This is a genomic window from Polynucleobacter sp. MG-Unter2-18 (assembly GCF_018687675.1).
GTDB lineage: Bacteria > Pseudomonadota > Gammaproteobacteria > Burkholderiales > Burkholderiaceae > Polynucleobacter.
The window spans coordinates 42,867-66,905 of sequence record NZ_CP061302.1 but is presented as its reverse complement, the minus strand read 5'-3'; the positions used below and the strand labels follow the sequence as shown (position 1 = coordinate 66,905).

At 46.3% G+C, this 24,039-nt stretch carries 28 protein-coding genes; all 28 read right to left on the bottom strand.

Annotated features, from left to right (window positions below; translation table 11 throughout):
- Position 1: 1 nt before the first annotated feature.
- The 28 genes from secY to rpoB all read right to left on the bottom strand — a co-directional run bounded on the left by secY (position 2) and on the right by rpoB (position 24,001).
- A complete protein-coding gene (gene secY / locus C2759_RS00395) occupies positions 2-1,339 on the bottom strand; it encodes a preprotein translocase subunit SecY (protein ID WP_215355390.1) in 1,338 nt (445 codons plus the stop codon).
- A gap of 17 nt (positions 1,340-1,356) precedes the next feature.
- Positions 1,357-1,797 carry a 50S ribosomal protein L15 gene (gene rplO / locus C2759_RS00390; protein ID WP_215355388.1) on the bottom strand — a complete coding sequence of 147 codons (441 nt, stop codon included), beginning with the start codon at positions 1,795-1,797 and terminating at the stop codon, positions 1,357-1,359.
- Positions 1,798-1,824: 27 nt separating this feature from the next.
- Positions 1,825-2,013, bottom strand: coding sequence for a 50S ribosomal protein L30 (rpmD, locus tag C2759_RS00385; RefSeq protein ID WP_046329387.1), 189 nt, complete (start codon positions 2,011-2,013; stop codon positions 1,825-1,827).
- 24 nt (positions 2,014-2,037) lie between these two features.
- On the bottom strand, positions 2,038-2,556 hold the full coding sequence (gene rpsE / locus C2759_RS00380) for a 30S ribosomal protein S5 (RefSeq protein WP_015420248.1): 519 nt from the start codon (positions 2,554-2,556) through the stop codon (positions 2,038-2,040).
- An 18-nt stretch (positions 2,557-2,574) separates the two neighbouring features.
- The gene (gene rplR, locus C2759_RS00375) at positions 2,575-2,928 is read right to left on the bottom strand and encodes a 50S ribosomal protein L18 (RefSeq protein WP_046329386.1); all 354 of its coding nucleotides are present in this window, start codon (positions 2,926-2,928) and stop codon (positions 2,575-2,577) included.
- Positions 2,929-2,941: 13 nt separating this feature from the next.
- On the bottom strand, positions 2,942-3,475 hold the full coding sequence (rplF, locus tag C2759_RS00370) for a 50S ribosomal protein L6 (protein WP_215355386.1): 534 nt from the start codon (positions 3,473-3,475) through the stop codon (positions 2,942-2,944).
- 10 nt (positions 3,476-3,485) lie between these two features.
- On the bottom strand, positions 3,486-3,881 hold the full coding sequence (gene rpsH / locus C2759_RS00365; protein WP_215355384.1) for a 30S ribosomal protein S8: 396 nt from the start codon (positions 3,879-3,881) through the stop codon (positions 3,486-3,488).
- Between the two features lie 24 nt (positions 3,882-3,905).
- Positions 3,906-4,211, bottom strand: a complete 306-nt coding sequence (gene rpsN / locus C2759_RS00360) for a 30S ribosomal protein S14 (RefSeq protein WP_046329384.1) — start codon at positions 4,209-4,211, stop codon at positions 3,906-3,908.
- 9 nt (positions 4,212-4,220) lie between these two features.
- The gene (gene rplE / locus C2759_RS00355) at positions 4,221-4,763 is read right to left on the bottom strand and encodes a 50S ribosomal protein L5 (RefSeq protein WP_046329383.1); all 543 of its coding nucleotides are present in this window, start codon (positions 4,761-4,763) and stop codon (positions 4,221-4,223) included.
- Between the two features lie 16 nt (positions 4,764-4,779).
- Complete coding sequence (rplX, locus tag C2759_RS00350) at positions 4,780-5,088, bottom strand: 50S ribosomal protein L24 (protein WP_215355382.1); 309 nt, start codon at positions 5,086-5,088, stop codon at positions 4,780-4,782.
- A 9-nt stretch (positions 5,089-5,097) separates the two neighbouring features.
- The gene (rplN, locus tag C2759_RS00345; RefSeq protein WP_015420241.1) at positions 5,098-5,466 is read right to left on the bottom strand and encodes a 50S ribosomal protein L14; all 369 of its coding nucleotides are present in this window, start codon (positions 5,464-5,466) and stop codon (positions 5,098-5,100) included.
- Between the two features lie 186 nt (positions 5,467-5,652).
- Positions 5,653-5,922 (bottom strand): 30S ribosomal protein S17, encoded by a 270-nt coding sequence (gene rpsQ, locus C2759_RS00340; protein ID WP_046329381.1) that lies wholly within the window; start codon positions 5,920-5,922, stop codon positions 5,653-5,655.
- A 12-nt stretch (positions 5,923-5,934) separates the two neighbouring features.
- Positions 5,935-6,129: a 50S ribosomal protein L29 gene (gene rpmC / locus C2759_RS00335; protein ID WP_015420239.1), complete on the bottom strand. Its 195-nt coding sequence runs from the start codon at positions 6,127-6,129 to the stop codon at positions 5,935-5,937.
- A 14-nt stretch (positions 6,130-6,143) separates the two neighbouring features.
- The gene (gene rplP / locus C2759_RS00330) at positions 6,144-6,557 is read right to left on the bottom strand and encodes a 50S ribosomal protein L16 (protein ID WP_015420238.1); all 414 of its coding nucleotides are present in this window, start codon (positions 6,555-6,557) and stop codon (positions 6,144-6,146) included.
- A gap of 2 nt (positions 6,558-6,559) precedes the next feature.
- Positions 6,560-7,381, bottom strand: coding sequence for a 30S ribosomal protein S3 (rpsC, locus tag C2759_RS00325; protein WP_046329380.1), 822 nt, complete (start codon positions 7,379-7,381; stop codon positions 6,560-6,562).
- An 8-nt stretch (positions 7,382-7,389) separates the two neighbouring features.
- Positions 7,390-7,722, bottom strand: a complete 333-nt coding sequence (gene rplV, locus C2759_RS00320; RefSeq protein ID WP_205621309.1) for a 50S ribosomal protein L22 — start codon at positions 7,720-7,722, stop codon at positions 7,390-7,392.
- Between the two features lie 7 nt (positions 7,723-7,729).
- Positions 7,730-8,008, bottom strand: a complete 279-nt coding sequence (gene rpsS, locus C2759_RS00315; protein WP_046329379.1) for a 30S ribosomal protein S19 — start codon at positions 8,006-8,008, stop codon at positions 7,730-7,732.
- 19 nt (positions 8,009-8,027) lie between these two features.
- Positions 8,028-8,858 (bottom strand): 50S ribosomal protein L2, encoded by an 831-nt coding sequence (gene rplB, locus C2759_RS00310; RefSeq protein ID WP_015420235.1) that lies wholly within the window; start codon positions 8,856-8,858, stop codon positions 8,028-8,030.
- Positions 8,859-8,860: 2 nt separating this feature from the next.
- Positions 8,861-9,175 carry a 50S ribosomal protein L23 gene (rplW, locus tag C2759_RS00305; protein ID WP_076024545.1) on the bottom strand — a complete coding sequence of 105 codons (315 nt, stop codon included), beginning with the start codon at positions 9,173-9,175 and terminating at the stop codon, positions 8,861-8,863.
- Positions 9,172-9,792: a 50S ribosomal protein L4 gene (gene rplD / locus C2759_RS00300; RefSeq protein ID WP_046329377.1), complete on the bottom strand. Its 621-nt coding sequence runs from the start codon at positions 9,790-9,792 to the stop codon at positions 9,172-9,174. The genes rplW and rplD overlap by 4 nt, the downstream gene beginning before the upstream one ends.
- 11 nt (positions 9,793-9,803) lie before the next feature.
- Entirely contained in the window at positions 9,804-10,460 is a 657-nt protein-coding gene (gene rplC / locus C2759_RS00295) for a 50S ribosomal protein L3 (RefSeq protein WP_046329376.1), read from the bottom strand.
- Positions 10,461-10,657: 197 nt separating this feature from the next.
- A complete protein-coding gene (gene rpsJ, locus C2759_RS00290) occupies positions 10,658-10,969 on the bottom strand; it encodes a 30S ribosomal protein S10 (protein WP_011901899.1) in 312 nt (103 codons plus the stop codon).
- Positions 10,970-11,087: 118 nt separating this feature from the next.
- Positions 11,088-12,278 (bottom strand): elongation factor Tu, encoded by a 1,191-nt coding sequence (gene tuf / locus C2759_RS00285; RefSeq protein ID WP_215355371.1) that lies wholly within the window; start codon positions 12,276-12,278, stop codon positions 11,088-11,090.
- Positions 12,279-12,328: 50 nt separating this feature from the next.
- Positions 12,329-14,431 carry an elongation factor G gene (gene fusA, locus C2759_RS00280; RefSeq protein ID WP_215355380.1) on the bottom strand — a complete coding sequence of 701 codons (2,103 nt, stop codon included), beginning with the start codon at positions 14,429-14,431 and terminating at the stop codon, positions 12,329-12,331.
- Positions 14,432-14,458: 27 nt separating this feature from the next.
- Positions 14,459-14,929 carry a 30S ribosomal protein S7 gene (rpsG, locus tag C2759_RS00275; protein WP_011901897.1) on the bottom strand — a complete coding sequence of 157 codons (471 nt, stop codon included), beginning with the start codon at positions 14,927-14,929 and terminating at the stop codon, positions 14,459-14,461.
- 150 nt (positions 14,930-15,079) lie between these two features.
- A complete protein-coding gene (gene rpsL, locus C2759_RS00270; RefSeq protein ID WP_041484791.1) occupies positions 15,080-15,460 on the bottom strand; it encodes a 30S ribosomal protein S12 in 381 nt (126 codons plus the stop codon).
- 176 nt (positions 15,461-15,636) lie between these two features.
- A complete protein-coding gene (gene rpoC / locus C2759_RS00265; protein ID WP_215355378.1) occupies positions 15,637-19,899 on the bottom strand; it encodes a DNA-directed RNA polymerase subunit beta' in 4,263 nt (1,420 codons plus the stop codon).
- A 1-nt stretch (position 19,900) separates the two neighbouring features.
- Positions 19,901-24,001 carry a DNA-directed RNA polymerase subunit beta gene (rpoB, locus tag C2759_RS00260; protein WP_215355377.1) on the bottom strand — a complete coding sequence of 1,367 codons (4,101 nt, stop codon included), beginning with the start codon at positions 23,999-24,001 and terminating at the stop codon, positions 19,901-19,903.
- Positions 24,002-24,039: the final 38 nt, after the last annotated feature.

Sequence of the window (24,039 nt, the reverse complement as noted above, 5' to 3'; positions counted from 1 at the left end):
GTTAAGCGCCCATCTTAAAGTTAGCTTTTTTCATTAAAGAACCATACTGTTGCTGCATTGCGAATGACTGAACTTGAGCCATAAAATCCATTGCAACAACGACAATAATCAACAATGAAGTACCGCCGAAATAGAATGGCACGTTGTACTTCAAGACTAGAAATTCTGGTAACAAGCAAACCAAAACCATATAAATCGCACCAGCCAATGTCAAACGAACCAAGATCTTGTCGATGTAACGACCAGTTTGATCACCAGGACGAATACCTGGTACAAAGGCACCGCTCTTCTTCAAGTTATCTGCAGTATCGCGGCTATTGAAAACCAAAGCTGTATAGAAAAAGCAGAAGAAGATAATCGCTGCAGCATACAAAATTGTGTAGACAGGCTGACCTGGAGCTAATGTTGCCGCCAAATCTTTAATAACTCTGCTGAACATATTTGTTGGCTCGCCGGATGTAAACCAGCCAGCAATAGTTGCAGGGAACAAAATGATAGATGAAGCAAAAATTGGAGGGATGACACCAGCCATGTTTAACTTCAATGGAAAGTATGAAGACTGTCCGCCGTATATTTTGTTGCCCACTTGACGCTTTGCATAGTTCACCAAAATACGGCGCTGACCACGCTCTACAAACACAACAAAATAAGTCACTGCAACGCAAATCACCACGATCAGCAATGCAGACAAAATATTCATAGAGCCGGTACGTACGAGTTCTAGCAAGCTACCAATTGCTGAAGGCAATCCAGAAACAATACCGCCGAAAATAATGATGGAAATACCATTACCAAGACCACGCTCAGTAATCTGCTCACCAAGCCACATCAAGAACATCGTGCCAGTAACCAAAGTGACTACCGTGTTGAGTTCAAACATTAAACCTGGATTAATAACTAAACCTGGTTGAGCCTGCAAAGCAACTGAGATACCTAGGGCCTGGAATGTTGCCAAGAGCACAGTGCCGTAACGTGTGTATTGAGTAATCTTGCGCTGTCCTGCTTGGCCTTCTTTTTTCAAAGACTCCAATGTAGGCACAACAATCGTCATCAACTGCATAATGATTGACGCAGAGATGTACGGCATGATTCCTAGAGCAAAAACTGTAAACCGGGATAGAGCACCACCTGAGAACAGGTTAAACATACCCAAGATGCCATCTTTTTGACCTGCAAACAGTTGTGCTAATTGGTCTGGATCAATACCTGGCACGGGAATATGCGCACCCAGACGGAACACGAGCAATGCCAAAACCAGGAATATCAAGCGTTGGCGTAATTCGCCAAACTTGCTTCCTGATTGAGCAATATTTGCTGCGTTAGTAGGTGCGAGTGCCATCGTTTACTAAAAACTAATTAAACCAAGTCAACCAGTTTGCCGCCAGCTGCTTCAATAGCAGCTTTTGCACCTGCAGTTGCTGTAATACCCTTGAGGGTTACCGCAATAGACAGTTCACCAGTTTTGATAACTTTTACAGAATTAATCTGCTCACCAGCAAAACCATGAGCTCGCAAAACTAACAAGTCTACTTCTGGCAAGTTAATTTTTGCTAAGTCGCTCAGAGTGATCTGACCAACGTGACGACGTGTCAATGACACGAAACCACGTTTAGGTAAACGACGATACATTGGCATCTGACCGCCCTCGAATCCAACTTTGTGGAATCCGCCTGAACGTGACTTCTGACCTTTGTGACCACGACCGGCTGTTTTTCCAAGACCAGAACCGATACCGCGACCTACGCGACGACGATTTTTATTGGAGCCCGGTGCGGGTTTGAGTGTATTGAGTTGCATATTCTTCGCCTATTTACTTGCTAGTTATTAGCCAACGACTTTAACTAGATAAGAAACTTTATTAATCATTCCGCGAACAGCTGGTGTGTCTTCCAATTCTGAAACAGAATTGATGCGACGCAGGCCTAAGCCGCGAACGGTTGCACGGTGGCTTTCGCGTGTGCCGATCAAGCTGCGTACTAATTGCAGTTTGACTTTAGAGTTAGTTGTTGTCATTTATAGCTTCCTAATCTTTTGGTCTTAGCCGAGAATCTCTTCAACTGATTTACCGCGCTTAGCAGCAATTTCAGAAGGAGTGCTCATCTTGCTCAAGCCATCAATCGTTGCACGAACCATGTTGTAAGGGTTTGTTGAGCCAAGTGACTTAGCAACAACGTTAGTTACACCCATTACATCGAAAATTGCGCGCATTGGGCCACCGGCGATAACGCCAGTACCGTCTTTAGCTGGAGAAATCATCACGCGTGATGCGCCATGCTTACCAATCACAGTGTGTTGCAAAGTACCTTTACGTAAGGAAACTTTGATCATCTTGCGACGTGCTTCGTCCATTGCCTTTTGAACAGCAACTGGAACTTCTTTTGATTTGCCTTTGCCCATGCCGATACGACCATCGCCATCGCCAACTACAGTAAGTGCAGCGAAGCCGAGAATACGACCGCCCTTAACTACTTTAGTTACGCGATTAACAGCAATCATCTTCTCGCGAAGACCATCATCACGCTCTTCGTTTTGCATCTTGGTTTGCATTTTTGCCATATCTTTTCCTAAACCTTTTTAGAACTTCAGGCCGGCTTCACGCGCAGCTTCAGCTAAGGCCTTAATACGGCCGTGGTAACGATGACCGGAACGATCAAAAGCAACATCAACAATGCCTGCCTTAACAGCACGCTCAGCAACTAATTTGCCGATTTGTTTAGCCGCTTCGGCGTTACCGCCGTTTTTGATCGCTTGGCGTAAATCTTTTTCCATTGTTGAAGCAGCTGCTACAACTTTGGTTCCGCACGGGCTATAAACCTGCGCAGAAATATGTGTATTGCTACGGATAACTGTTAAGCGATTTGCCAATGCTTCGGCAATGCGAATACGAGTCTGCCTAGCGCGTCTTTGTCTGGATTCGTCTTTATTCATTTTTTAATCTCGCTTACTTCTTCTTAGTTTCTTTCAGGCGTACAACCTCATCCACGTAGCGAACGCCTTTACCTTTGTATGGCTCTGGTGAACGATATGCGCGAACTTCAGCGGCAACCTGGCCAACTTGCTGCTTGTTGGAACCTTTGATAATGATTTCAGTTTGAGTTGGAGTCTCAGCTTTTACGCCCTTTGGCAGGTTGTAAATAATGTCGTGTGAGAAACCGAGCTGCAACTTTAATGAATCGCCCTGGGCAGCAGCACGGTAACCAACGCCTACTAAGCTGAGCTTGCGCTCAAAGCCAGCAGTTACGCCAACAACCATGTTGTTTACCAAAGCACGGGCTGTACCTGACTGTGCACCAGCTTCTGGTGTGTCGTTATTTAAAACAACTGTCAATACGCCATCTTCTTGCTTTAAACCAACAGAAGGATGCAAGTTATGTGTCAAGGTACCCAATGGGCCTTTAACAGTAATGTTTGCACCATTGATGCTGATTTCAGCGCCCTTAGGAACTGAAATAGGTGATTTACCAACGCGGGACATATTTCTCTCCTTACGCGACGTAGCAAATAACTTCGCCACCAACGCCGTTTGCACGTGCTTTGCGGTCTGTCATTACGCCTTGTGGGGTTGAAATAATTGCAATGCCTAAGCCATTCATTACTTCAGGAATGTCGTGGCGTCCTTTGTAGATACGTAGACTTGGTGTAGAAACACGGTCAATACGCTCAATAACAGGGCGGCCTGCGTAGTACTTGAGTTCAATGTGTAGCACTGGCTTAGCTGCTTCACCTTTGATTTCAAAACTATCGATATAACCTTCCTCCTGCAAGACTTTTGCAATAGCTACTTTAACTTTTGACGACGGCATCAAGACTACGGGTTTCTGCACTGCTTGCGCATTGCGGATCCTTGTCAACATGTCGGCGATTGGATCGCTGATACTCATGAGTTCTCCTAATTCTTTCGCCGCTTACCAGCTGGCCTTGGTTAAACCGGGGATTTCGCCACGAAAGGCGATTTCACGAATTTTGCTACGCGCTAAACCAAACTTGCTGAATACACCGCGCGGACGACCGGTTAATGAACAACGATTTCTTTGACGAATCGGGCTTGCGTTACGTGGAAGTGCCTGTAGCTTCAAGCGAGCCTCATAGCGCTCTTCATCGCTGCGTGATTGATCAGCAATGATTGCCTTGAGTTCAGCACGCTTTACAGCGTACTTCTCTACAGTTTTTGTGCGCTTATTCTCGCGCTCAATTAGGGATAGTTTTGCCACGTTAGCCTCTTAATTGCGGAAAGGGAATTTGAACGCTGCTAACAAAGCTTTTGCTTCTTCGTCAGTCTTAGCGGTCGTCGTAATACTGATATTGAGACCACGGAGGGCATCAATCTTGTCGTATTCGATTTCTGGGAAAATGATTTGCTCTTTAACGCCGATGTTGTAGTTACCACGACCGTCAAATGCCTTACCGGAAATTCCGCGGAAGTCACGTACGCGTGGCAAAGCAACAGTTACGAAACGATCCAAAAATTCGTACATGCGTGCACCACGCAATGTCACCATGGCACCGATTGGGTAGCCTTGGCGAATTTTGAATCCAGCAATCGCTTTTTTCGCTTTTGTTACAACTGGCTTTTGACCTGCTACTTTAGTCAAATCACCAACTGCATTTTCGATAATTTTCTTGTCGTTCACAGCATCGCCCAAGCCCATATTTAGGGTTACCTTGGTGATACGTGGAACTTCCATTACTGACTTGTAACCAAATTTGGCAATTAAATCAGCAACTACTTTAGCTTGATAGTGTTCTTGAAAACGTGTGCTCATAATTTCTCCGTGCCCCTTATGCGCTTAAAGTTGCGCCAGTGGTTTTGAGGAAACGCTGCTTTTTACCATCCACGAGTTTGATACCAACACGTGATGGTTTGCCGTTACCGTCAACCAAAGCCACATTAGAAATGTGAACAGGCATCGTCTTGTCAATCATGCCGCCAGTAACACCGGCCGCTGGATTTGGCTTAACGCTCTTTTTGTACATATTGACGCCTTCGATCACTAACTTGTTCTCGAGAACGGCAGTAACAGTTCCTTTCTTGCCCTTATCGCGGCCAGTCAACAGAACTACTGAATCACCTTTACGAATCTTTTTCATATCAGCCTCTTAAATAACTTCGGGGGCGAGAGAAACGATCTTCATGAACTTCTCAGTACGCAACTCACGCGTTACTGGTCCAAAGATACGTGTGCCAATTGGCTCTAACTTAGCGTTGAGCAATACCGCAGCGTTGCCATCGAACTTAATCAATGAACCATCTGGACGGCGTACACCTTTAGCAGTTCTCACTACTACGGCGTTATAAATATCACCTTTTTTTACACGGCCACGTGGAGCAGCGGACTTTACAGTCACTTTAATGACATCACCGATACTGGCGTAACGACGCTTGGAGCCGCCCAATACCTTGATGCACAAAACTTCACTGGCGCCTGTGTTATCGGCGACCTGTAATCTACTTTCGGTCTGAATCATTTTTTAATCCCCAACTTGTTAGCCAAAGGCAAACAGTCTTGGTTCCGTCTATGGGCTTTAACGAAAGTTAAAACCCGGAATTAATGAAAAAACACTGCTTCTCTCAATAAAACCAGAGAAGCTGATTATCATACTACGTAAAACAGGGATATGGCAACGTTTTTCGCCAAAATCCCCAATATTTCTTTAAATACCCTTTGATTCCTGAACTAAACGGGTTACAACCCAAGACTTAGTACGTGAAATCGGCCTAGATTCAGCAATTTCAACGGTATCACCCATCTTGTATTGACCAGCTTCGTCATGAGCGTGGTATTTTTTGGACTGTCCAACATATTTGCCATAAAGCGCATGTTTTACTTGGCGCTCAACTAGCACAGTCACAGTTTTTTGCATTTTATCGCTAACAACGCGACCCACTAGGGTGCGGCGCAAGGGTTTAGATAATTCTGTCATATCCCTTTTTCCTTATTTCTGTGCAGTTTTTTGGGTAATAAAAGTCTTCACGCGAGCAATTTCACGCTTAGTCTTACCCAATTGGCTGGTATTTGTGAGTTGCTGAGTACCTTTTTGCATACGGAGCTTGAAGCTTGTCTTCAAGAGCTCTGTTAATTCTGCGTTCAAGGCAACCAGATCTTTAGATGCTAATTCTGTCTTTTTCATAATCTCTGTCCCGATCAACCTAAGTGGCGAATCACGAAAGTGGTTTGCAATGGCAACTTAGCAGCAGCAAGCTTGAAAGCCTCGCGCGCCAAACCTTCATCCACGCCATCCATCTCGTACAAAATCTTGCCTGGTTGAATTTCTGCTACGTAGTACTCTGGATTACCTTTACCGTTACCCATACGTACTTCAGCTGGCTTTTGTGAAATTGGCTTGTCTGGGAAAATACGGATCCAGATACGACCACCACGCTTAATATGACGTGTCATTGCGCGACGTGCAGATTCAATCTGACGTGCAGTCAAACGACCACGGCCAATAGCTTTCAATCCAAAGTCTCCAAAGGCTACTGAACTACCGCGTGTTGCCACGCCAGTGTTACGTCCCTTTTGTTCTTTGCGATACTTACGACGCTTTGGTTGTAGCATGCTTACTCTCCTGACTTCTGCGCTTCAGCACTTGCGGCTTCAACGGCTTTCGGTACACGCTTTACAGTTGGCTTGGCAGCAACCAATGGCTTGCTGTCAGCTGCTGGTTTACGTGTGGTTGTTTTAGCTGGTGCGCGACGTGGTTTTTTATCGTCAGCCGCTGGCTCTGCTGTTACAGCTGGAGCATCAGCACCGCGACCTAATGTATCGCCTTTGTATACCCAAACTTTTACACCGATGATGCCGTATGTTGTTTCCGCTTCTGATGTAGCGTAGTCAATATCGGCCTTCAATGTATGAAGTGGAACGCGGCCTTCACGGTACCATTCGCGACGTGCAATTTCAGCACCGTTCAAACGACCAGAGGACATGATCTTGATTCCTTGTGCACCAAGGCGCATTGCATTTTGCATTGCACGCTTCATTGCACGACGGAACATGATGCGCTTCTCAAGCTGCTGAGTAATAGAGTCAGCAATCAGTTGAGCATCCACTTCAGGCTTACGAATTTCTTCGATATTCACATGGACTGGAACGCCCATACGCTTCTGAAGTTCGCGGCGGAGAACTTCAATATCTTCGCCTTTTTTACCGATTACAACACCTGGACGTGAGCTATAAATAGTAATACGTGCGTTCTTCGCAGGACGCTCGATGATTACCTTACTAACAGATGCATTCTTTAATTTCTTTTTCAAATAGATGCGGACATCTACGTCCTCTTTAAGCATCTTTGCAAAGTCAGTATTGTTTGCATACCACTTTGATGTCCAGTTCTTCGTTACCGAGAGTCGGAATCCGGTTGGGTTTATCTTTTGTCCCATATCTTCCCTTAGTTACTCAAGGTCACGGTGATGTGACATGTTTGTTTTTCGATTTGATTACCACGACCCTTAGCGCGTGCTGTGAAGCGCTTCAAGGAAGTACCCTTATCAACAATAATTGTTGAAACCTTGAGCTCATCAATATCAGCACCCTTATTGTGTTCAGCGTTGGCCATTGCGGACTCAACAACTTTCTTCACAATGAAGGCAGCTTTCTTGGGGCTGAAATTCAAAATGTTCAATGCGCGTGCAATTGGCAAACCACGGATCTGGTCAGCAACCAAACGTGTCTTTTGCGCAGAAATGCGGGCGCCTTTGTGAATAGCTTTAACTTCCATCATCATCCCCTTACTTCTTCGTTACTTTCTTGTCAGCAGCGTGACCTTTGAAAGTACGGGTCAAGGCAAATTCGCCTAACTTATGACCCACCATGTTTTCTGATACATATACCGGAACGTGCTGACGACCGTTATGTACAGCAATCGTCAGACCAATAAAGTCTGGGAGGATTGTTGAACGGCGTGACCAAGTCTTGATCGGCTTTTTGTCTTTGTTGGCTTGTGCGACTTCAACTTTATTTACTAAGCTGGCTTCGCAAAATGGGCCTTTTTTAGCTGAACGTGTCATATCTATTTATCCTTATCGCTTAACGTTTTTGACGACGTTGAACGATCATCGAAGTTGTACGCTTATTGCGACGTGTACGATAACCTTTGGTTGGTGTGCCCCATGGGGAGACAGGTACACGGCCTTCGCCAGTTCTACCTTCACCACCACCGTGTGGGTGATCTACTGGGTTCATTGCCACACCGCGAACGGTTGGGCGAATACCACGCCAGCGATTAGCACCAGCTTTACCGATAACGCGCAAGCTGTGCTCTTCATTACCAACTTCACCAATAGTGGCACGGCAATCGATCAAAATGCGACGTACTTCACCAGAGCGCAAGCGCACCTGAGCGTATACACCTTCACGAGCCAATAAGACTGCAGAGCCACCAGCGGAACGTGCGATTTGAGCACCTTTACCTGGCAACATTTCTACACAGTGAATCGTGCTACCAACTGGAATGTTGCGAATTGGCAAGTTGTTACCAGACTTGATTGGGGCTTCTGAACCACTCATCAATGCCTGACCAACTGTCATACCTTTTGCAGCAAGAATATAACGACGCTCACCATCAGCAAACACGATCAATGCAATATTTGCACTGCGGTTTGGATCGTATTCCAAGCGTTCAACTTTTGCTGGAATACCATCTTTGTCGTTGCGTTTGAAATCAACAACACGATAGTGATGCTTATGACCACCACCCTTGTGACGGGTAGTGATGTGACCATTATTATTACGACCTGCTTTTTGGAACTGTGGCTCTACTAACGCTGCAAAAGGTTTACCTTTATGCAGGTCAGGATTGACCACCTTGACCATTGAGCGACGACCTGGTGAGGTCGGTTTTGTCTTCATCAAAGGCATGATTAATTCGCCTCCGCTTCAAAGTTAATTTCTTGACCCGGCTTCAAGCTAACGTAGGCCTTCTTAGTGTGGTCACGACGACCTTCAAAACGGCCATAGCGCTTTGGCTTACCTTTTTGATTCACGATTTGAACTGAGTCAACTTGCACTTTAAAGAGCAACTCAACCGCTTGTTTCACATCGCTCTTATTAGCGTCGCGTGTAACTTGAAATACCACTTGTTCGTTTTTCTCTGCAACCATAGTGGCTTTTTCAGAGATAACTGGTCCAAGTAGAACCTTCATCAAGCTGTGATCGTTTTTACGGACTTGGCTCATTTCAGCAACTCCTCAATTTTTGCGATCGCTGCTTTGCTTACCAATACTTTTTTGTATTGAACTAAAGCTAATGGATCAGCGTGCTGTGGCTCACATACAGCAACCTTATGCAAGTTGCGTGATGCCAAGTACAAATTCTCGCTAACCTGATCAACGATGATCAAGACTGAATCCAAACCCATTGCTTTAACTTTGTCAGCTAAAACTTTGGTCTTTGGAGCATCAAGAGTAAATTGGTCAACGACGTTCAAACGACCTTCGCGAGCTAACTGAGACAAAATCGATCTCATACCAGCGCGGTACATTTTCTTGTTTACTTTTTGGCTGAAATTTTCTTCAGGTGAATTCGGGAATATACGACCACCTCCACGCCACAGCGGGGAAGAGCTCATACCAGCACGTGCACGACCAGTACCTTTTTGACGCCAAGGTTTTTTGGTTGTGTGCTTAACTTGCTCACGGTCTTTTTGTGCACGGTTACCGCTACGTGCATTTGCTTGGTAAGCCACAACAACTTGGTGTACCAATGCTTCGTTATATTCGCGTTCGAATACTTCTGGTGAGGCTTGAATGCCAGCGCCTAAAGTTCCGTTATCTTGGAGAAGCTTAAGTTCCATATTCGCTCTCCTTATTTCTTCTTCAACGGTGTCTTCACCGCTGGAGTAACAATCACTTTACCGCCTGGGGCACCTGGAATAGCGCCTTTAACCATGATGAGATTGCGTTCTGCATCAATGCGTGCGATGACTAAATTTTGTACAGTGCGTGTTTCGTCACCAAGGTGGCCTGTCATGCGCTTACCTGGGAAAACACGACCTGGATCTTGCGCCATACCGATAGAACCTGGCACGTTATGTGAACGTGAGTTACCGTGGGACGCGCGACCTGAAGCGAAGTGATGGCGCTTGATGGTACCGGCATAGCCTTTACCAATTGTTACGCCTTGTACGTCCACTTTTTGGCCAGCAGCAAATGCAGTATCAGCAGGAATTACTTGTCCTGGTGTCATTTCTGCGATTTTTGCTGCATCTAAATGAAATTCGTTGAGACCGTTACCAGCCATCACACCCGCTTTGGCGAAGTGACCAGCCATTGCTTTGGTAACGCGAGTAGCTCTACGTGTGCCATGTGCTAACTGGATAGCATCATAGCCATCAGTTGCCTGGGTCTTGATTTGAGCGATTCTGTTGTCGCTCACGTCAATTACGGTGACAGGAATTGCTTCCCCTTCGTCCGTAAATAGACGGGTCATGCCGATCTTGCGACCGATTAAGCCTAAGCTCATATTCATGCTCCACGCCGACTTCGATTGGTCGGCAAAATTAATTTAAGTGATTTACAAGTAAAAGTACTTCTAAATCAATAACTTACAACGTTTTTAATGCTAATAAAACTTAAATCTTCGCTCAAATAAATGAGCGAAGCTTTTGATTCTATCCCGAAAGTCCAGTCTTGGCAAGCCAAAAAACTGGAAATACTAAATTACTGCAACTTAATTTCAACATCCACACCTGCTGGAAGGTCTAATTTCATCAAAGCGTCTACCGTTTTCTCTGTAGGATCAACAATATCCATCAAACGCAGATGAGTACGAATCTCTAACTGGTCACGCGAAGTCTTATTTACGTGCGGTGAACGCAGAATGTCAAAGCGCTCGATACGTGTTGGCAAAGGTACTGGACCCTTAACAACTGCACCAGTACGCTTAGCTGTATCAACGATTTCAGCTGCTGACTGGTCGATCAAGCGGTAATCAAATGCTTTAAGACGAATACGAATTTTTTGGTTTTGCATATTAATTCCAAAGAGCGGTGTGGTGCTGCCACGTTATATTTCTAAAGAGCTCGGTGACATCCGCAGCACGGACGTCACCGGTTAGCAAACCGCTAAATATTTTTACTAATTAAAACTATTAAGCCAAAATCTTCGCAACCACACCGGCGCCAACAGTACGGCCACCTTCACGGATCGCAAAACGTAAACCTTCTTCCATCGCGATTGGCGCGATGAGCTTGACGGTAATCGTGACGTTATCACCAGGCATGACCATTTCTTTGTCTTTTGGCAACTCGATTGAACCAGTTACGTCCGTAGTACGGAAGTAAAACTGTGGACGATAGTTGTTAAAGAATGGTGTATGACGGCCACCTTCGTCTTTACCCAAGATATAAACCTCGGCTGTAAAGTGAGTATGTGGGGTGATTGAACCTGGCTTAGCCAATACTTGGCCGCGCTCAACTTCTTCACGTTTTGTACCGCGTAACAAGATACCAACGTTATCGCCTGCTTGACCTTGGTCGAGTAATTTGCGGAACATTTCAACACCAGTACAAGTTGTCTTGAGGGTTGGCTTGATACCAATGATTTCAATCTCTTCACCAACCTTAACGATACCGCGCTCGATACGGCCTGTAACAACAGTACCGCGACCGGAGATAGAGAACACGTCCTCTACTGGCATCAAGAACGCACCGTCAACAGCGCGCTCTGGAGTTGGGATATAAGTATCTAATGCATCAGCCAACTTCATGATGGCTTCTTTACCTAATGGGCCTTCGTCGCCTTCTAAAGCTAACTTAGCAGAACCTTGCACGATTGGTGTGTCATCGCCTGGGAAGTCATACTTAGACAAAAGCTCACGAACTTCCATCTCAACTAACTCTAACAACTCAGCATCATCCACCATATCGCACTTATTCAAAAATACGATGATGTAGGGAACGCCAACTTGGCGTGCCAAGAGGATGTGCTCACGAGTTTGTGGCATTGGGCCGTCAGCTGCAGAGCAAACCAAAATAGCGCCGTCCATCTGAGCGGCACCAGTAATCATGTTCTTAACGTAGTCAGCATGTCCTGGGCAATCGACGTGTGCATAGTGACGATTTGCAGTCTCGTACTCCACGTGCGCTGTATTAATCGTAATACCACGTGCTTTTTCTTCTGGAGCAGCATCGATCTGATCGTATGCTTTTGCTTCGCCACCGAATGCTTTTGAAAGCACGGTTGCAATTGCTGCTGTCAATGTGGTTTTACCGTGGTCAACGTGACCAATAGTGCCAACGTTTACGTGCGGTTTTGTCCGCTCAAACTTTTCTTTTGCCATTTTTTTGTCTGCCTTCTTAGCTAGTCAATATTCAAAATAATGTGGATAAATTACTTCGCTTTAGCAGCCATCACTGCTTCAGCAACGTTCTTAGGTGCTTCGGAATAATGCTTAAATTCCATGGTGTAGGTAGCGCGACCTTGGGTCAACGAGCGCAAGCCAGTTGAGTAACCAAACATCTCTGCCAATGGCACTTCAGCGCGAACGATCTTGCCGCCCCCTGGAATGTCATCCATACCTTGCAAAATACCGCGACGTGATGAGAGGTCACCCATTACGTTACCCATGAAATCTTCTGGTGTTTCAACTTCAACAGCCATCATTGGTTCAAGCAACACTGGTGATGCTTTGCGCATACCGTCTTTGAATGCCATCGAGCCCGCCATCTTAAATGCGTTTTCGTTGGAGTCAACGTCATGGTATGAACCGAAGAATAATGTTGCTTTGATATCTACCACTGGATAGCCAGCCAAAATACCGGAATTCAATGTTTCGATAATTCCTTTTTCTACTGCAGGGATGTATTCACGAGGAACTACACCGCCTTTAATAGCGTCAACGAATTGGAAACCTTTGCCTGGCTCTTGTGGCTCAAGCTTGAGCACAACGTGTCCGTATTGACCACGACCACCAGACTGCTTAACAAATTTACCTTCAACTTCTTCGCAAACCTTGCGAATCGTTTCACGATAAGCAACTTGTGGCTTACCAACAGTTGCCTCAACACCGAACTCACGGCGCATACGGTCAACCAAAATTTCTAAATGGAGCTCGCCCATTCCGGAAATAATTGTTTGGCCTGATTCTTCATCAGTCTTCACGCGGAATGATGGATCTTCTTGTGCCAAACGATTCAAGGCAAGACCCATTTTTTCTTGGTCAGGCTTTGTCTTTGGCTCAACAGCTTGAGAGATCACTGGCTCTGGGAATACCATACGCTCCAAGATCACGATACCATCTGGATCACACAATGTTTCGCCAGTAGTTGCGTCCTTCAGACCAACTGCAGCAGCGATATCGCCCGCAAACACTTCTTTAATTTCTTCACGTTCGTTTGCGTGCATCTGCAACAAACGACCAACACGCTCTTTCTTACCCTTAATTGGGTTGTAGATCGTATCGCCAGATTTCATTACGCCTGAGTACACACGGAAGAAGATGAGCTGGCCAACAAATGGGTCAGTCATGATCTTAAATGCCAATGCTGAGAATTTCTCATCATCAGCAGCTCTACGTGTCGTAGGTGTGCCGTCTTCCAATTCACAAGGAACTGGTGGAACGTCTAATGGTGATGGCAGTAATTCAACCACTGCATCCAACATCGCCTGAACACCCTTATTTTTGAAAGCGGTTCCACACATCATTGGAATGATTTCATTTGCAATAGTGCGTTGACGCAATGCTTTTTTGATTTCGTCTTCGGTTAATGCTTCACCACCGAGATACTTTTCCATCAACTCTTCTGAGCTTTCAGCAGCGGCTTCCAGCAATTTCTCACGCCACTCTTCGGCGGAGGCTTGCAACTCAGCAGGAATTTCTTCGTAGGTAAATTTAGTACCTTGTGATTCCTCATCCCAATAGATGGCCTTCATTTTGACCAAGTCCACAACGCCTTTGAAGTTTTCTTCAGCGCCAATCGGAATCTGGATCAAGATAGGGTTGGCCTTCAAGCGCAATTTCATCTGGTCATAGACCTTAAAGAAATTTGCACCAGTACGGTCCATCTTGTTTACGAACGCTAAACGTGGAACCTGATACTTGTTAGCTTGACGCCAAACAGTTTCAGATTGTGGCTGTACACCACCTACCGCACAATAAACCATGCAAGCGCCATCCAAAACGCGCATTGAGCGCTCAACTTCAATCGTGAAGTCTACGTGTCCTGGGGTATCAATAATATTGATGCGGTGCTCTGGGAAATTACCAGCCATGCCCTTCCAGAACGTTGTAGTAGCAGCAGAAGTAATCGTGATACCACGCTCTTGCTCTTGCTCCATCCAGTCCATGGTTGCAGCGCCATCATGTACTTCACCAATTTTGTGATTAACACCGGTGTAGAACAAAACGCGTTCTGTTGTTGTTGTCTTACCTGCGTCAATATGCGCAGAAATACCGATGTTGCGGTATCTTTCGATAGGGGTTTTACGTGCCACTGTTGGTACCTTTTCTTTACTGTGCGATTAGAAGCGGAAATGTGAGAAAGCTTTATTAGCTTCTGCCATACGGTGAACTTCTTCACGCTTCTTCATTGCTCCGCCGCGACCTTCTGCAGCTTCTAATAATTCGTTGGCCAAACGTTGAGCCATGGATTTTTCACCGCGCTTTTTAGCGGCTTCGCGCACCCAGCGCATTGCCAAAGCTGAACGGCGTGATGGGCGAACTTCAACAGGAACCTGGTAGTTAGCGCCACCAACACGACGGCTCTTCACCTCAACCATTGGCTTAACGTTGCCCATAGCTGTTGAGAAAATTTCGAGTGGCTCTTTATTTGCTTTTTTCTCGATGTGATCAAAGGCACCGTAAACGATACGCTCTGCAACCGATTTCTTGCCGTCCAACATGAGGACGTTCATGAATTTTGCTACTTCTACATTGCCGAATTTTGGATCAGGCAAGATTTCCCGTTTGGGAACTTCACGACGACGTGGCATAACAACTCCTTCAGTTCAGTTAGGGGTGGCCTACATGGATCACCCACTCCGGCCGTCCTACTATCTGGAGAAATCTCTAGACGGAACGGCCACTTACTTGTCTTTAAAGTCTGACAAACGAAGACTTACTGCAAATACTTCAAGTTGCTATTAAGCAGCTTTCTTAGCGCGCTTAGCACCGTACTTGGAACGTGATTGCTTACGGTCTTTAACACCTTGCAAGTCAAGCGAGCCACGAACGATGTGGTAACGAACACCTGGCAAATCCTTTACACGACCACCGCGGATCAACACTACTGAGTGTTCCTGGAGGTTATGGCCTTCACCACCAATGTATGAAATGACTTCAAAACCATTGGTTAAGCGAACTTTAGCTACTTTACGTAGCGCAGAGTTAGGCTTTTTAGGAGTGGTTGTGTACACACGTGTACATACACCACGGCGCTGCGGGCTGTTTTGCAGCGCAGGGCTCTTACTTTTAACGGTCAGCCGTGTTCTTGGCTTACGTAATAATTGATTAATTGTTGGCATAAAATAGCTCGGTTAGTACTTCTTTGTTGCTTTCTTCAAGAAAATCAATGACTTAGATAAATTCTAGGTCAAAACGACCCTCTTCTGAATCAGTAGAACTCAGCATTCTAGCCTGGCCAGCCCATTCCGTCAACCTCGAGGGAAAGAACTGGCCATTTCTGGCCAGGAATACCAAATTAGCTTGGATCAGCCTCTCCAGCAGGAGCAATCACTTCAGCCTCTATTTCTACAGGCATATCAGCCATTGCTTCCTCTTCGGCGGCAATCATTTGAGCGCGATCACGCTCGAATTGCTCTCTGACCTTGCGTGCACGGCGGTAAGACAAGCCAGTACCAGCAGGGATCAGGCGACCAATAATGACGTTTTCCTTGAGGCCACGGAGTGTATCGGTCTTGCCCATAATTGCAGCTTCGGTCAATACACGGGTGGTTTCTTGGAAAGAAGCCGCTGAAATGAAGCTGTCTGTCGACAAGGATGCCTTAGTAATACCAAGCAACACATTCTCGAACTGAGCTGGGCGCTTACCTTGTGCAATCACGGCATCGTTTGCGTCATACAACTTAGAGCGCTCAACTTGCTCACCAGTGATGTAGGCAGTATCGCCGCCATCAGTAATTTGCACACGACGCAACATTTGACGCACAATCACTTCAATGTGCTTGTCATTAATCTTTACGCCTTGCAAACGGTAAACGTCTTGCACTTCATCCACGATGTAGATCGCCAACTCTTCAATACCTCTGAGAGTCAAGATATCGTGTGGATCGGCAGGGCCTTCCACAATCATCTCGCCCTTGTTCACAACTTGACCGTCATGAACGAGAACTTGCTTCTCTTTAGGAATCAAGAATTCGTTAGCTTCACCATCCATATCGGTAATCACTAAACGTTGCTTACCTTTGGTTTCTTTACCGAAGGAAACAGTTCCAGTGACTTTCGCCAAGACAGCTGCATCTTTTGGTGAACGAGCTTCGAACAATTCAGCAACGCGTGGCAAACCACCGGTGATATCACGAGTCTTCTGTGATTCGATCGGAATACGCGCCAATACTTCACCAACTTCGACTTTCTGACCATCTTTAACCGTGATCAAAGCGCCAACTTGCAAACCAATGTTTACTGGGTGATCTGTACCCGCAATCATCACTTCGCCGCCCTTGTCATCAACTAAGTTGATCATTGGACGAACGCCTTTGCTAGCAGCACTACGACGCTTACCGTCAATCACCACCAAAGTGGAGAGGCCAGTAACTTCGTCAACCTGCTTAGCTACGGTAACGCCTTCTTCAACGTTGTCAAAGCGAGCAATACCAGCGTACTCAGAAATAATTGGACGTGTTAACGGATCCCATGTGGCTAAGCTTGCACCAGCCTTAATTGCAGCATCTTCTTTAAACAAGAGAGTTGCACCGTAAGGCACCTTATGACGCTCGCGCTCACGACCATTCTCATCAACGATCACGGCTTCGCCTGAACGTGAAATCACGATCTGCTCGCCCTTCGCATTCTTCACAACACGCATCGTGCCGGAGAACTTCAAGGCGCCATTAGACTTGGCTTCAATATTGCTTGCAACCAATGCACGTGACGCTGCGCCACCAATGTGGAATGTACGCATAGTCAACTGTGTGCCTGGTTCACCGATGGACTGAGCAGCAATAACGCCAACTGCCTCACCAACGTTCACCAAACCACCGCGACCTAGATCACGGCCATAGCACTTAGCACATAAGCCAAAGCGAGTTAAGCATGACAACACTGTACGAACTTTAACTTCATCAATGCCTAAGGCAACGATTTGGTCTACGTGATCTTCATCGAGCAATGTGTCATTGGAAACGATAACTTCTTGTGTGTCCGGATGAACGATGTCACCGATACATACACGACCCAAAATACGATCGCGCAATGCTTCGATAATTTCGCCGCCCTCAACAAGCGCCTTCATTGTTACGCCGGAAGTTGCACCGCAATCATCTTCGATTACCACGAGGTCTTGAGTTACGTCGCACAAACGACGTGTCAAGTAACCTGAGTTCGCTGTCTTCAATGCCGTATCAGCCAGACCTTTACGGGCACCGTGTGTTGATATGAAGTACTGCAACACGTTCAAACCTTCGCGGAAGTTCGCAGTAATTGGGGTTTCAATAATCGAGCCATCCGGCTTGGCCATCAAACCACGCATACCAGCCAACTGACGAATCTGCGCTGCAGATCCACGCGCACCGGAATCCGCCATCATGTAGATGGAGTTAAAGGATTCTTGACGCACAGTTTTACCATTACGGTCGAGCACGTCAACGTGTGACAACTCATCCATCATCGCCTTACCAACTTGGTCACCAGCAGCACCCCAAATATCAACCACGTTGTTATAACGCTCTTGATTGGTTACGAGACCAGACATGAACTGCTTGTCATACTCCTTAACCTTGGTAGAAGCTTCAGTGATGATGCGCTCTTTAGAGCTTGGAATCAGCATATCGTCGATCGCAACCGAGATACCGGCGTTAGTAGCTAAGCGGAAACCAGACTGCAAGAGGCGGTCAGCAAAAATCACTGTTTCACGAAGACCGCACTTACGGAATGAAGTGTTGATCAAGCGTGAGATTTCTTTTTTCTTCAGAGGCTTATTGATTTCCTCGAAAGACATACCTTTAGGCAAGATTTCTGACAAGATTGCACGGCCAACCGAGGTTTGATAGATCTTGGTCTTTTCAGCAAAACGGGCATCGCCCTCTGCCTTCTTGTCCACAATCTCAAACTCAGTAATACGCACAGCAACGCGGGAGGCTAATTCAACCTGACCAGCATCATAAGCACGAACCACTTCAGCAATGTTTGCGAAGACCATGCCTTCGCCTTTACCGTTGATCTTGTCACGTGTAGCGTAGTACAGACCCAACACCACGTCCTGGGAAGGAACGATCGATGGCTCGCCGTTAGCTGGGAACAATACGTTGTTCGAAGCCAACATCAATGTACGTGCTTCCATTTGCGCTTCGAGCGACAAAGGAACGTGAACCGCCATTTGGTCACCGTCAAAGTCGGCGTTAAACGCTGCGCAGACTAATGGGTGCAATTGGATCGCCTTACCTTCAATTAGCATTGGCTCGAAAGCCTGAATACCAAGACGATGCAATGTAGGCGCACGGTTCAACATGATTGGATGCTCACGAATCACTTCTTCGAGAATGTCCCAAACGATTGGAGTCTGACTTTCAACTTCTTTCTTCGCAGCCTTAATCGTGGTTGCAATTCCTAAAGTCTCAAGCTTGTTAAAAATAAATGGCTTGAACAATTCCAAGGCCATTAATTTTGGTAAGCCGCACTGATGCAATTTCAATGTAGGGCCAACCACGATGACTGAACGACCTGAGTAGTCAACACGTTTACCTAACAAGTTTTGACGGAAACGACCGCTCTTACCTTTAATCATCTCAGCCAAGGACTTGAGAGGACGCTTATTAGCGCCAGTCATAGCTTTACCGCGACGACCGTTATCGAGTAATGAGTCAACCGCTTCTTGCAACATGCGTTTTTCGTTGCGAACGATGATCTCTGGTGCGCGCAACTCTAACAAACGCTTGAGACGATTGTTACGGTTAATCACGCGACGATAGAGGTCGTTCAAGTCAGAAGTAGCAAAGCGACCACCATCCAAAGGCACCAATGGACGCAACTCAGGTGGCAATACTGGCAATACTTCCATGATCATCCAGTCAGGCTTGATACCTGAAGTCTGGAACGCCTCGAGCACTTTTAAGCGCTTAGCGTATTTCTTGATCTTGGCATCGCTACCAGTAGCTTTCAAGTCAGCACGAATGGTCTCAACTTCACGATCGATATCAATCGAACGCAAGAGATCACGAATGCCTTCAGCGCCCATGATGGCGGTAAACGCACCGTCACCATACTCTTCAGTCTTGGTAATGTACTCGTCCTCAGACATGATCTGACCGCGTTTCATCGCGCCTTCAGGTGTCATGCCAGGATCAACAACTACATATGCTTCGAAGTAAAGAACGCGTTCGATATCACGCAACGTCATATCGAGAACCATACCCAAACGGGATGGCAAGGACTTCAAGAACCAAATGTGCGCTACAGGGGCTGCCAACTCAATGTGGCCCATGCGCTCACGACGTACCTTAGCGAGCGTAACTTCAACGCCACATTTCTCGCAGATAACGCCACGGAACTTTAAACGCTTGTACTTACCGCATAAGCACTCGTAGTCTTTGGTTGGTCCAAAAATCTTAGCGCAGAACAAACCATCACGCTCGGGCTTAAAAGTCCGGTAGTTGATGGTTTCTGGTTTGCGTACTTCACCAAAAGACCATGAGCGAATTTTCTCAGGGGATGCAAGACCAATCTTGATGACATCAAACTGCTCATCACCCTGCGTTTGCTTAAATAAATCGAGCAATGCTTTCATATCAGTTGCGCTCCATGTCAATGTCAATACCCAACGAGCGGATTTCTTTTACCAACACGTTGAAGGATTCGGGCATGCCAGCATCAATTGTGTGCTCGCCCTTGACGATGTTTTCGTAAACCTTGGTACGGCCTGCGACGTCATCGGACTTCACTGTCAGCATTTCCTGCAAGACATATGAAGCACCGTATGCTTCGAGGGCCCAAACTTCCATCTCACCAAAGCGCTGACCACCAAACTGAGCTTTACCGCCCAGTGGCTGTTGCGTTACTAACGAGTAAGGTCCAGTTGAACGTGCATGCATCTTGTCATCGACCAAATGGTGGAGTTTCAAGACGTGCATTACACCAACAGTTACAGGACGCTCAAACTGATCGCCAGTACGGCCGTCGCACAAAATCATTTGCTGACGTGAAGGCGTCATCTTCAAAGAAGTAGCAACTTCTTCTGGATAAGCCAACTCGAGCATGCGTCCGATCTCTGCTTCAGTTGCACCGTCAAACACTGGAGTAGCGAATGGCAAGCCTTGGCGTAAATTCTCAGCCAAAACATTGATCTGCTCATCAGTGAAGTTATCGATATCTTCGATACGACCGGTTTCGTTGTAAAGCTGCTTCATGAACTTACGGAGTTCAGCTTGTTTAGCCTGTTGACGAACCATCTCATCAATACGCTTACCAATACCTTGAGCTGCCCAACCTAAGTGGGTTTCCAAGATCTGACCTACGTTCATACGGGAAGGAACACCTAATGGGTTCAAGACGATGTCAACAGGGCGTCCGTCAGCCATAAATGGCATATCTTCTGCTGGAGCGATTTTAGAAACCACACCTTTGTTACCGTGACGACCAGCCATCTTGTCACCAGGCTGTAAGCGACGCTTAACAGCCAAGTACACCTTAACCATCTTCGTTACGCCAGGCTGCAAATCATCGCCCTGGGTAAGCTTAGTGCGCTTCTCTTCGAAGGCCTCATCAAACTGCTTACGCTTCGCTTCGATGGAAGATTTGATTGCTTCAACTTGTGAGGCAACTTCATCATCCGCTGGACGAACATCAAACCAATGGTATTTATCTAAGTCAGCAAGGTATTCCTTGTCGATCTTAGTGCCTTTAGCTAATTTCTTAGGGCCTCCGTTAGCAACTTTGCCAATCAACAGCTTTTCTAAACGCATGAAGGCATCGCCTTCAACAATACGCAGCTGGTCATTTAAGTCCAAACGATAGCGTTGTAATTCTTCTTGAATGATGGCCTGTGCACGTGCATCGCGCTCAATACCTTCACGGGTGAAGACTTGAACATCAATAACCGTACCGATCATTCCAGATGGAACGCGCAAAGAAGTATCTTTAACGTCAGATGCTTTTTCACCGAAGATCGCACGCAGTAACTTCTCTTCCGGAGTGAGAGTAGTCTCGCCCTTTGGAGTGACCTTACCAACCAATACGTCGCCAGCTTCAACTTCAGCACCGATGTAAACAATACCGCTCTCGTCCAAGCGGGAGAGTTGTGACTCAGCCAAGTTGGAGATATCGCGTGTAATTTCTTCTGAACCCAACTTGGTATCACGAGCAACAACCGACAACTCTTCAATATGAATAGAGGTGTAACGGTCATCAGCAACGACTTTCTCAGAGATCAAGATTGAATCTTCGAAGTTGTAACCGTTCCATGGCATAAATGCCACAGTCATGTTTTGACCCAAAGCCAATTCACCCAAATCAGTAGATGCGCCATCAGCAACTACGTCACCACGGGCTACACGATCACCAGCCTGAACGATTGGACGTTGGTTGATGTTCGTGTTTTGGTTTGAACGGGTGTACTTGATGAGGTTATAAATATCCACACCAACTTCACCAGCCGCTGTCTCGTCATCGTTTACACGAATCACGACACGGTTTGCGTCAACATAGTCAACGATACCGCCACGTGAAGCCAAAATAACTGTACCTGAGTCAACCGCAACAATACGCTCTAAGCCGGTACCGACCAATGGCTTATCTGGACGCAAGCAAGGAACTGCTTGACGTTGCATATTCGCACCCATCAACGCACGGTTCGCATCATCATGCTCCAAGAATGGAACCAATGAAGCAGCAGCAGAAACGATCTGACTAGGAGCAACGTCGATGAAATCGATGCGCTCTGGGCTAACCATCATGGTCTCACCAGCTTGACGCGCTGAAACCAATTCATCGGCTAACTTGCCACTCTTGTCGATCGTTGCATTTGCCTGGGCAATGACATATTTCGCTTCTTCAATCGCAGAGAGGTAAACAACTTCATCGCTTACTTTGCTATTGGCAACTTTACGATATGGCGTTTCCAAGAAACCATGCTCATTCAAACGCGCAAACAACGCGAGTGAGTTGATCAGACCAATGTTTGGTCCTTCTGGAGTTTCAATTGGGCAAACACGTCCGTAGTGAGTTGGATGTACGTCGCGCACTTCGAAGCCCGCGCGCTCGCGTGTCAAACCACCAGGTCCCAATGCAGAAATACGGCGCTTATGCGTGATCTCTGACAATGGGTTTGTTTGGTCCATAAACTGGGACAACTGTGAAGAACCGAAGAACTCACGAATGGCTGAAGAAATTGGCTTGCTGTTAATCAAATCATGCGGCATGAGGTTTTCTGTTTCGGCTTGACCGAGACGTTCTTTAACCGCACGCTCAACACGTGACAAACCTGCACGGAATTGATTCTCTGCCAACTCACCAACGCAACGTACACGACGATTACCTAAGTGATCAATATCGTCAACTTCGCCTTTGCCGTTTCGTAAGTCAACCAAAGACTTGATGGTATCGAGGATATCTTCATCCGACAAAACCATTTTGCCTTCCATCTCAGAACGACCAAGACGGCTGTTAACTTTCATACGACCAACGCGGGATAAATCGTAGCTATCTTCGTTATAGAACAAGCGCTGGAACAAAGCTTCAACCGCATCTTCTGTTGGAGGCTCGCCAGGACGCATCATGCGATAGATGGCAATACGAGCAGCCATTTGATCTGCAGTTTCATCAGTACGCAATGTCTGTGAAATGTACGCACCAGAATCTAAATCATTGGTATAGATGGTTTCTAATTGCTTGATGCCTGCATCGCGCAATGTAGCCAACAACTCTTCAGTGATTTCATCATTAGCGTAAGCCAAGATTTCACCAGAGTCTGGGTCAATGATATTGCGCGCAACTACGCGACCAACTAAGTAGTCATCTGGAACAACGATGTTTTTAGTCTTAGCAGCTTCGAGTTCACGAATATGTTTTGCATTAATGCGCTTGTCTTTTTGAATGACTATTACTCCATTCTTATCAAGCACGTCAAAGTTAGCCATTTGGCCACGCAAACGCTCTGGTACAAATTCCATTGAGGCGCCGTTTGCGCTCAATGCAAAATGATCAAAGTTAAAGAAGTTCGCAAGGATCTGCTCGTTGTTTAAACCAATTGCTTTTAGCAAAATGGTGACAGGCATCTTACGACGACGGTCAACGCGGAAGTACAGAATATCTTTTGGATCAAACTCGAAATCGAGCCATGAACCACGGTAAGGAATGATGCGTGCTGAGAACAGCAACTTACCTGAGCTATGTGTCTTGCCCTTATCGTGTTCGAAGAACACGCCTGGGGAACGGTGTAACTGAGAAACAATCACGCGCTCAGTACCGTTGATCACGAAAGAGCCATTATCTGTCATGAGCGGAATTTCACCCATGTAGACTTCACTCTCTTTTACCTCTTTAACCTTAGTAGGTGCTTCGCGATCATAAATAATCAAGCGAACTTTTGCACGTAAGGCTGAGTGATATGTGTAACCACGCTGCTGACATTCTTTAACGTCAAACGGTGGTTGTGACAACTGGTATGACACGTATTCCATACGTGCGTAGCCATTGTTGGACACAATTGGGAATGCTGATGTAAAGGCAGCTTGAAGTCCCTCTGTTAAACGGGACATTGCTGGCTTTTCAGCCTGTAAAAATTTAGCGTAGGATTCCAGCTGCGTTGCGATCAGGTATGGAACCTGGTGATTATTTACTCGCTTAGCAAAGCTTTTACGGACTCGCTTGCGTTCGGTGAAGCTGTAGTTCATTTCATCTCCGAATTCAGCGACTGTACAAAGATTTGGCG